Source organism: Mesorhizobium sp. M0139 (assembly GCF_040322455.1).
Lineage (GTDB): Bacteria > Pseudomonadota > Alphaproteobacteria > Rhizobiales > Rhizobiaceae > Mesorhizobium.
Genome location: NZ_JAMYTN010000034.1, coordinates 19,908 through 30,002 on the forward strand (window position 1 = coordinate 19,908; position 10,095 = coordinate 30,002).

General features: G+C 59.3%; 6 protein-coding genes and 2 pseudogenes. All 8 read left to right on the forward strand.

Translation table 11 applies throughout. From position 1 onward, the window contains the following. Positions 1–6: 6 nt before the first annotated feature. Entirely contained in the window at positions 7–909 is a 903-nt protein-coding gene (locus tag NKJ58_RS30870) for an HpcH/HpaI aldolase/citrate lyase family protein (RefSeq protein ID WP_352854656.1), read from the forward strand. A 125-nt stretch (positions 910–1,034) separates the two neighbouring features. Further along, on the forward strand, positions 1,035–1,961 hold the full coding sequence (locus NKJ58_RS30875; protein ID WP_352854663.1) for a LysR family transcriptional regulator: 927 nt from the start codon (positions 1,035–1,037) through the stop codon (positions 1,959–1,961). Positions 1,962–2,164: 203 nt separating this feature from the next. After that, a complete protein-coding gene (locus NKJ58_RS30880; protein ID WP_352854657.1) occupies positions 2,165–3,598 on the forward strand; it encodes an aldehyde dehydrogenase family protein in 1,434 nt (477 codons plus the stop codon). A 6-nt stretch (positions 3,599–3,604) separates the two neighbouring features. Then, a complete protein-coding gene (locus NKJ58_RS30885) occupies positions 3,605–5,149 on the forward strand; it encodes a fumarate hydratase (protein WP_352854659.1) in 1,545 nt (514 codons plus the stop codon). Positions 5,150–5,647: 498 nt separating this feature from the next. Further along, positions 5,648–6,145, forward strand: a complete 498-nt coding sequence (locus tag NKJ58_RS30890) for an Lrp/AsnC family transcriptional regulator (protein ID WP_352854660.1) — start codon at positions 5,648–5,650, stop codon at positions 6,143–6,145. 681 nt (positions 6,146–6,826) lie between these two features. After that, positions 6,827–8,086, forward strand: coding sequence for a D-amino acid dehydrogenase (locus NKJ58_RS30900; RefSeq protein WP_352854661.1), 1,260 nt, complete (start codon positions 6,827–6,829; stop codon positions 8,084–8,086). A 924-nt stretch (positions 8,087–9,010) separates the two neighbouring features. Next, positions 9,011–9,179 (forward strand): annotated as a pseudogene (locus tag NKJ58_RS30905) (helix-turn-helix domain-containing protein); the annotation flags it as partial. 244 nt (positions 9,180–9,423) lie between these two features. After that, positions 9,424–10,095, forward strand: a pseudogene (locus NKJ58_RS30910) (IS256 family transposase); the annotation flags it as partial.

A 10,095-nucleotide genomic window follows, 5' to 3' on the forward strand; every position in this document is an offset into this window, starting at 1 on the left:
GGATCCATGATCAAAGACAGCGTTCCGGCCGTTGAAAGTGCAATGTCTGCACCCCGCTGGAGATCGCTGCTCTTCGTTCCCGCTCACGTTTCGCGCTTTGTGGAGATGGCCCATGAGCGCGGGGCAGATGGCATCATACTCGACCTTGAGGACTCCGTTCCCCAGGATCAGAAGGGCGAGGCACGGCGGCAGCTTACTGAATCCGTGGCAAAGGTGGTCCGGAAGGGCGCATCTGTTTTGGTCCGCGTTAATCGTGGTTTGCGCGCCTTGGCGGCCGACCTCGATGCAGCGGTGATAGCAGGTGTTAACGCGCTGGTTCTTCCGAAGACGGATTCGGCGGAGTGGGTATCAGAGATCGCGAATGCGGTTTCGGAACTGGAACGAGAAAGAAGTCTTGCGCCAGGAGGCATCCGGTTTGTTGCGCAGATCGAGACCCCTGGCGCCTTACAAAGGCTCGCGGCCATCGCGTCGGCCCATCCAAGGATGGTCGCAATGGCGCTGGGTCCCGAAGACTTCAGCGCTGCTGTCGGCGGCTCCCCGGAATTCGACCTTCTTCTGGCGCCGAACCTTTCTGTCCTGTTTGCCGCCCGTGCAGCCGGGTTGCTCCCGCTGGGCTTCATAGGGAGCATCGGCGAGTTCTCCGACACCAACAAACTTCGTGAAGCGGCGATCCATGCGCGGAGGCTTGGCTTTGCCGGAGCTTTGGCGATCCATCCGACACAGGTGGCCCTATTCAATGAGGCTTTCTCGCCAAACGGGCAGGAGCTCGAGTGGGCACATAGCGTCGTAACAGCGGAACATGATGCCGCCACGCGCGGACTGTCTGCGTTCTCGTTGAATGGCAGGATGATTGATCCGCCGGTGGTGCGACGCGCCTACGAGATACTGGCTCTCGCCAGCAACAAATGAGCCTAGAATCATCGGTCGGACAGGCAGTTTTCGAACTAGTGCGACAGTTTTGTGGCTTGCCTGCCATCTCGTTTCGAGATAGATAGACAATACTGGGGAACGTGCCCCGGTTGGATTTGCTCATCGTGGACATTAGGCAGTTAAGATACTTTGTCGGCGTGGTCGAAGCCGGTAGTTTCACGAAGGCAGCTGCTATCCTCAATGTTGCTCAAAGTGCTCTAAGCCTGCATGTTCGTCAACTTGAGGAAGGCTTCGGCATCCGACTGCTCGTTCGCGACAGGACCGGTGTCAGCGTCACGGCTTCCGGAGACAAGCTGCTTGAGCGCGCGCGCATCATCCTGAAGGAAGTTCAGCTCACAGAAGCCGAACTGACCAACTCGGTGGCAACTCCCTCCGGAGAGGTGACCATCGGCATTCCGTCCGGCGCCGCTCGCGTCCTTAGTGGTCCGCTGCTTGAATCGGTAAGAAGCGAGCTACCGAGAATCTCACTTAAGATGATCGAGGGCATGACGGGACCGCTCGAAGAATGGATGGCTGCTGGCCGCTTCAATCTGGCTGTCCTTTACCGAACTGCCGAGAGTGTAGGGCGAATGACGGTACTGGCACGGGAGGAACTTTGTCTGGTGGTGCCGAGGGGGGAACCGCCTTTCGTAGATTCGATTCCGCTCGCCGATCTGCATGCGTTTCCGCTGGTGGTTCCGATGCGCAACAACAATGTCCGGCGTTCGGTGGCCGATGTCGTTGCGCAGCACGGGTGTGTGCTGGACGTCAGATTCGAAGTCGACTCCCTTTCTACGATCATCAACATGGTCATGGAAGGAAAAGCCTATTCTATCCTTGCCCCATCGGCCATTCAGAGAGAGGCCTCTCAAGGCCAAGTCCGGACGGTTAAGATCATTGATCCGGTCATTACTCGTTCCGTGGTGCTTGCGGTCAACCCGAAAGATGAGCGCTCTCCAGCCGTCTGTGCGGTCAGTAAGCTGATCCCCAAGGTCGTAAAGACTTTGATCGAGAGCGAGCACTGGTCAGCCACGGTTCCAGACCTGGTTTAGCGATGTCCTTAGAACCAAGTTCAACGTGCTACCGCTCCTCCACGACTGCCTGAAGCCGCATCAATCTGTATTCGAGATGGTTTTGGTCGATATTCCATATTTGACCGGGCGTGACCATCGCGATGAAACTGCAGAGAAGCAACCCGTGATCCGGATATCGGCCGGTCTCGCATTGACAAAAATTCAGACAAGCGGAGCATGGGATGTCCAACGCCACCACTTATCAGCTTTTCATCGATGGCAGATGGCGAGCCGGTGGTAGCGGAGCCACTCTGCCGGTAATCAATCCGGCCACGGAGATGGTATTTGCCTCGGTGGCCTCGGCGACGATACCGGATCTGGATGAGGCCCTCGCTTCGGCAGAGCGCAGCCGCAAGGCCTGGTCCTCGCGGCCTGCAAAAGATCGTGGCGAGATTCTCCTGGCGGCCGCCAAAATTCTGGCAGCGAAGATTGAAGCCGCAGCTAGGGACCTGTCAGCCGAACAGGGAAAGACGATTGCCGAGGCCACAGGTGAGTACGCGCGCGCTGTCGAAACGCTGGAGTGGAACGGGACGCACGCCGAAGAGATATCGGCACTTATTCCGATGGGCGCGAACCGGATGATCGTCCCCGAGCCACTTGGCGTCGTTGCTGCCTTTACGCCTTGGAACTATCCCGCCATTCTCATCGCCCGCAAGCTTGCACCCGCTTTGGCAGCAGGCTGTCCGGTGATCCTTAAAGCGGCGGAAGAGACACCGAGCGCCGCAGTTCACATCGTCGAAGCCTTGCGACAAGCGGGCACCCCGGACGGCGTCGTCAATCTCGTCTTTGGCGTGCCGGTGCAAATATCCCGCCATCTCCTCAGCTCTCCGATCGTCAAGGTCCTAACGTTCACTGGCTCAACCGACGTCGGAAAACAGCTCGCCAAGCTCGCCGCGAATAACTTGCAGCGATGCATTCTGGAACTCGGTGGGCACTCACCGGTCGTTGTATGCGAGGATGCCGATCTGGCAAAAGCTATACCGGCGATTTCGGAATACAAGTTCGAGTGCGCGGGTCAAAGCTGCAATGCGCCTAGCAGGATCCTCGTCGCGCGCAACCTCTACGAGGAATTTCTGTCCGGGATGACGGAAGCCGCTCGAAAGATCAAGATCGGCCCCCCGGACGACCCGGCGACGGAGATGGGACCGGTGGCAAACGCGCGGCGGATCGAGGCCATGCAGCGTCTGATCCAGGATGCGGTCGATCGCGGTGCCCGTATTGATACCGGTGGCACCCGCCTCGACCAGCCCGGTTTTTACTGGCCGCCTACCATCCTGACGGGGGTGCCAAAGGATGCGAAAGTGCTTCATGAGGAGCCGTTCGGACCGATCCTCACAGTGGCGCCGTTCGACACGATCGAGGAGGCGATCGAAGAAGCCAACGCGACTGAGTATGGCTTGGCTGCCTACCTCTTCACCGGGGCCGCCAATGCCAAACGGGCGCTGATCGGTGGTTTTTCGGCGGGCGCTGTTAGTGTGAACTTCCTGAAAGGGGTTTCGGCGGATGCCCCCTATGGAGGCATTAAACAGAGCGGCTATGGCTACGAAGGGGGCGAGCAGGGGGTGCGGAGCTTCCAGAGCCTGAAAATGGTCAACGGCCTCGGCTTATTTAGGTGAGATCCGGTGGGCAATGGATTGCGGATTATCGTCGGCGAGGACATCACAAGGAGCGTGGCCGACGCCCTTCAGTATATCTCGTACTACCATCCTCCAGATTATATCCGGTCTCTTTCGCAGGCATATACGCGCGAACAGAGCCCGTCGGCGAAGAACGCCATCGGGCAGATCCTACTGAACTCCCGCATGGCGGCCTTCGGGCGGAGGCCGATCTGCCAGGATACCGGTCTAGTAGTTGTCTTTGCCAAGGTCGGCATGGGCGCCCGCATCAAATCAAAGGCCAGTTTCGCGGACCTCGTCAACGAGGGCGTCCGCCAGGCATATCTCGACCCGGACAATCCCCTTCGACCCTCGATCGTCGCCGATCCGCTTGCCGGGCGGGTGAACACGCGGGACAACACACCGGCAGTCGTCCATGTCGACCTTGTCCAAGGCAACCAGATTGAAATCACCATCGCCGCAAAAGGGGGCGGATCGGAAAACAAGGCGCGTTTCACCACCCTGAATCCCGGTGCGTCGGTTGCCGACTGGGTAGTCGACACCGTTTCGACGTTGGGCAGCGGATGGTGTCCGCCCGGCCTGATCTCGGTTGGCATCGGTGGCAGTGCTGAAAAGGCGATGCTGATGGCCAAGGAGGCCATGAACGAGCCCATTGACATGGCGGAACTGACTGCCAGGGGGCCATCAAGTGCGGAGGAGGCACTGCGGATTGAGCTTTATGAGCGAATTAATGCGCTAGGCATCGGCGCTCAGGGCATAGGCGGCCTAACGACAGTCGTTGATGTCAAGGTTGCAACGTACCCTACGCACGCCGCGTCCAAACCCGTGGCGCTCATTCCCCAATGCGCCGCCAACCGGCACTTGAAGTTCACCTTGGACGGCTCTGGACCCGTCAGGCTTACGCCACCCGACCTTTCCGAATGGCCTGAGATCGGCCATGATGATTTGAACACAACCGGCGTTCGGCGGGTCGATCTCAATGCGCTCACAAAGGAAGAGACGGTATCGTGGCACTGCGGGGAAACCCTTCTTTTGTCCGGAAAGATGCTGACGGGCCGTGACGCCGCGCACCTGCGAATGGTCGGTTTGATCGATGCCGGCAAGCCGCTCCCGGTCGATCTGCGCGGACGCGTGATCTACTACGTCGGACCCGTTCGCGCAGTCGGGGATGAGGTCGTCGGGCCGGCTGGCCCGACAACCGCCAGCCGCATGGACGGTTTTACTGAAAAGATGCTCGCCGAAACCGGGCTATATGCGATGGTCGGCAAAGCGGAGAGGGGCCTGGCCGCCATCGAGTCGATTGTTAGACACAAAACGCCCTATCTCATCGCGGTGGGTGGCGCTGCGTACCTGATTTCGAAATCGATCAAGGCGGCGCGGATCGTTGCCTTTGAAGACCTGGGCATGGAAGCCATCTATGAATTCGAGGTGCAGGACATGCCGGTCATCATGGCCGTCGATGTTGAGGGAAACTCCATTCACAATTCCGGGCCTCTCGAGTGGCGAAAGCGCATGGCGGCCGATAGCATCGCACGCAGCATCGGCGTTTGAGTCCGTCGGCTGCGCTCTCCGACCAGAGTCCCGTCTCGAATTTTGGGTCGTATCGGTGACACCAGCGGCCATTCGTGGTTCAGCTCCTCCGCGAGCCAGACAAGAAAGGCTTTCAAGTCCCTCTCCATGCAAACGCTCAGTGTAGGACTGGATCGACCTGCCGGCCATGCGATCAACGCTCAGGGTGCTGTGTAGGATGCCAATCGGGTCAAGCACCGGAGATACCAAAAAAATGCGTCATTTATTTTCGAGGAGGCCCGCAGCCAACAGGCGATCACTCCTTTCCAAATGCGTCATCGCCCGGTTGAGGGCAGGGGCAATAACCAAATGTTCTAAAGCGTTCTGCTTGAATCGTTCGCAGTCCCGTGAGTTCAACACTTGGAAGTGAAGCTCGCAGGCCGAGGACGAATGACCCCCACCACTCTATTCGTCCGCTTCGATTAATGATGGATGGTTGGCACTAATTGCGCTGTCAACCACGACTTGAGAGCAAATGTCATGAAGTCGAAACCCGACCCAGTGCGATTAGACGCCTGGGATGTCCGGATTCTCTCAGAGATCCAGTCAGATGGCCGGATTTCGAAAAGCGAGCTCGCAAAGCGTGTCCACCTTTCGGCGTCGGCCTGTTCGGAGCGGCTCCGCGTACTCCAAGCCGCAGGGATCATTGAGGGGTTCTACGCGCGGCTGAGCCCAGCCCTCATGGGGGGCATCATCTCTATAATGGTTGAGGTGGTTCTGGATCGCCATCGTCTCGAGGACCAACGGCACTTCGAGACTGCGATCCAACAGATTCCGGAAATCCTGGACTGCTGGGCCATCGGGGGGCGGATCGACTATTTGATGCGCGTTTCATCTCCTTCCATGGCTGCGTATCAGGATTTCATGGAGGAATTGCTGCAAGCAGGCTTGGGTATCGAGCAATACTACAGCCTTGTCGTGACGAAACCCGTGAAATCCAACTCACCGATTCCTCTGTCCACCCTGAGGCAACGGTAAACTCCCGAAGGCTTTGGTTTCCACGGGCATTGGCGCCGATTCCGTGAACTCGTCGGCTAACAGTGTGCATTCCCGTGAAACCCGAGACATGTTTGCCGGTATGCTGGTTTCCAACGGCAGCTGACCGAGTGTTCCCAGCCGAGGAATCGCGAGGAGAGGGACGATGCGTTTGAGCAATCTGGGAACCGAGCAACTGCGGGAGAAGGATCGAAGCTTCGTTTTTCATCCGTCCACGCATTTGGCCAAGCACAGCCGCGGCGAGACGGACCCTGAACCGCCCACCAACTTTTTCAGAGATTTAGGCCGCTGCAGATCAAGATCTACACATTCTCCCAGTGATGCTGCGCATCGTGCTTCCATCACTGGAAACAGCTTCATTTCGCTGTTCAAAGATACGTCCCCTCGCAGCGGCTATCGCAGTGCCGCAGCTGACCTATTACGCGCGAAGGTCAACTTGAGAGCTTCCGCGTGATCGAGACTAGGCAGGCAGGGATATGCATTTCGAGCGTCTTTTCCCTGAGCTCTCTGGCTCCGGCTGCGATCAGGGTTTGGGACACCGATCATCGTCTGGGCCAAGGCCATCAGGATTCGTTCCATCGCAGGCTGATTTAGCAGGCTGTTGAAAAACGCACTCCACCGGACCGCAGCGGTGATTCTGAATGGCACTCACAGGAAACAAGCATGCGCGTCATAGTATTAGGCTCCGGCGTGATCGGGGTGACGACCGCGTTCGCCCTGGCGAAGGCGGGGAACGACGTAGCGGTCATCGAACGCGAAACCGGACCCGCGCTCGGCACGAGCTACGGAAACGCATCGCAAATATCACCGGCGCTCTCGTCACCATGGTCTTCACCGGGGATCGCTCAAAAGGCATTGGGCTGGATGGCGCAGCGCTTCCCCCCGCTTGTGCTCGGGAGCATGCCCGATGCGGCAATGCTGCGTTTTCTTGTCGGAATGCTGAATTGTGCGAACCGCCAAAAGTACGCCAGATCCAAGCATGCGATGGTCGCGCTCGGGGAATACAGCCGTGACCTTATGATCGAACTGAGGGCCCGACACCCCTTCGACTATGCAGGGCGGAGCGCTGGGACGACTATCCTCTTCCGGACGGAGAAGCAGCGCCAAGGATATCGCAGCGAACTGACGATCCTCGAAAAAATGAGTGTGCCGGGCCGCCTGGTCAGCATTGACGAGCTGCGCGGTCTCGAGCCCAATGTCGCTATCTGCAGCGCCGGGATCGTTGGCGCGGCTCACCTGCCGGGAGACGAGACTGGAGATTGCTTCCTGTTCACGAACAGGCTTGCGGAGTTGTCCGCTAGCATAGGTGTGCGGTTCTTCAACGGCGTCGCTGTCAAGGGCTTCATAAAGAAGGGCTCTAAGATCTCCGCCGTTCGGACAACGCAGGGTGACATAGAGGCGGACCTTGTTGTCTCGTGCCTTGGAGCGTGGTCAAGCGGGGTCCTCGGTCAACTTGGTGTACGAATTCCCGTTTATCCTCTAAAAGGATACTCGCTCACGATCAAAGCGGACAGTGATGCCGTCGGTCCTAGGTCCACCGTCGGTGACGAGAAATATAAGATCGGCATCACTAACCTCGTGAACCGGATCCGGGTGGGCGGGACAGCTGAACTCGCCGGGTACGACCTGTCCCGCAAGGAGAAGCGGTACCGCGGACTGTCCTACGTCGCGCGGAACCTTTTTCCGAACATTTCCCAAGAGGCTGTCGCATCTGCAGAACGCTGGAGCGGACTTCGTCCGATGACACCGGATGGCCCTCCGCTTATCGGACGGATCGCCTGCGACAACCTCTTCATCAATGCTGGCCATGGCACACTGGGCTGGACCATGGCTAGCGGAGCAGCGCAGCTAACCGCAGATCTGATCGCCGGACGGTCGACAGCCATCGATCCATCTCCTTTTTCCCCAACCCGTTATCAATGAAGGGTCCTGTCATGATCCAACGGTTGAGCCTGGCGCGACAATGAGCCAGATCTTCACTCATCCTCCCAACAGCCGGTTCGTAGTCATCTCCGGACCGCACGCTCGACGCACCCGGACCATGTGGGTTAGACTTCCTGCTACGTGATTTTAAACACGGAGTGGGCGATACCCCCGTTGTCGTCGAAATGCTCTGTGCCATCGAAACTACCTCGACGCCCGCGATCGTGCCGTCCCGTGAAAGGACCATGTATTCCTGAAGCGGGTATGTTCCCAAGTTTTGCCCAGCTTGCCCGCCGAGCGGGCGATCTCCGACCGCAGGCGTTCGACTCCAGACGCCGTAACCAGCCGTCCCTTCCCTTCCCGAGACCAGCCGTCGTCGGCGCACAACGGACGCGATCACCTCCACATGCTGCTCGTCATAGGAAGTTTCCTAGTGCTACCACCAAGACTCGGACCTTCCGCCTACCTGAGTAAAGCGGCCGTCAGCGATCGAGCGCTTCCTACACCGGGCAGCATCATGGGACTGACAGGCTCAGCCGCTCGATCCTCGGAGTTGGATTAGCACCCACGCCCATGCGAAACGCTGCTTCCTCGGCAACGTCCGGCCCCGTGCGAGGCGCCACTGTGGCCGCCTACCGTCCGCATGCGATAGACAAAACTCAGGGCCACGTAGCGAGCGGGGTGATAATAGAGCACCTGGCCCTTTTCGAGCGCGGCGTTGACGTACGTGGCGGAAGTGGCCGACCGGCACTGAGTAGTACGGGTCGTAGCCGCGGAGTTAGCGATGCTCGTCGGCGATATGGGGACTCCGTACTCCGCCGTTTCAGCTAGAGCGCGTCCTGTGATCGAAGAATTGATCGTGATGTGACGGCTGCGTTTTGTGTGATTCACATCCGCCTTCATGGAGGTGACGATGGAAGAGCATTGAGCGGATCTTCGGTCGCGGGTCTTGAAGGCTTCGGACGAAGGCATGTCAGCGCGGCAAGCCGCGGCGCGGTTCGGCTTGGGAGTGTCCAGCGCGATCCGCTGGATTGCGCGGGCGAAGATCGGTGAGCTGGCGCCAGGCCCGAAGGGTCGCCGCCGCGCCTCCAGCACGCATTGGAGCAGCGTCGCCTCGGAGACGCATGGCCAGCAGCCGGCGGCGCGCAGTGGGCGACCACCAGTGTCGCCGGCCCTGCCAGGGTACCCGGATGCGCACCTTGTTAGGGACCTTCAGCACCCCACGGCACTGCGGAACGGGGTAGTGTGCTGAGAGTTCTGCAAATTCGCTGAGAGGGGGCGGTCATGGCAGGCTGGTGATTGTTCACGTCACCTGATTCCCGCGAAGGAACGCCACCATGACCAAGACTGAAGTTAAGACCGCCAGCGCTGCCGTCAAAGACATTTTGCTTTCGAACCCGGATGGATTGCACGAAGTGCTCCGTGCGGTGATGCAGGAGGTGCTTAGGCCGAGATGGACGAGGCGCTGGGTGCCTCGAAGAGCGAGCGCACGCCCGAACGGCTTGGCTATCGCTCGGGCTATTACGGCCGTACCCTTGTGACGCGGGTCGGCAAGCTCGAACTGCGGGTTCCGCAGGACCGGGCCGGGCGCTTCTCCACCGAGCTGTCGAGCGCTACCAGCGTTCCGAGCGGGCCTTGGTGGCGACACTGGCGGAGATGTATGTCCAGGGCGTGTCGACCCGCAAGGTGAAGGCGATCACGGAAGAACTGTGCGGCCATGCCTTCTCGGCCTCGTCGATCTCGGCCATCAACAAGCGGCTGGACGAGAGCCTCGCTGCCTTTGCCAGGCGCCCCCTTCAAGAGCCGTTTCCTTACCTCATCCTCGATGCGCGCTACGAGAAGGTGCGTGAAGCCGGTGTTGTCATGAGCCAGGCGGTGCTGATCGCGGTCGGTATCGACTGGGACGGAAGGCGCCAGATCCTGGCCGTGGAGATGGCCAATCGCGAGAGCCGCTCGGCCTGGAAGGACTTCCTCGTCGGCTTGAAACGACGCGGTCTCAAGGGCGTCGA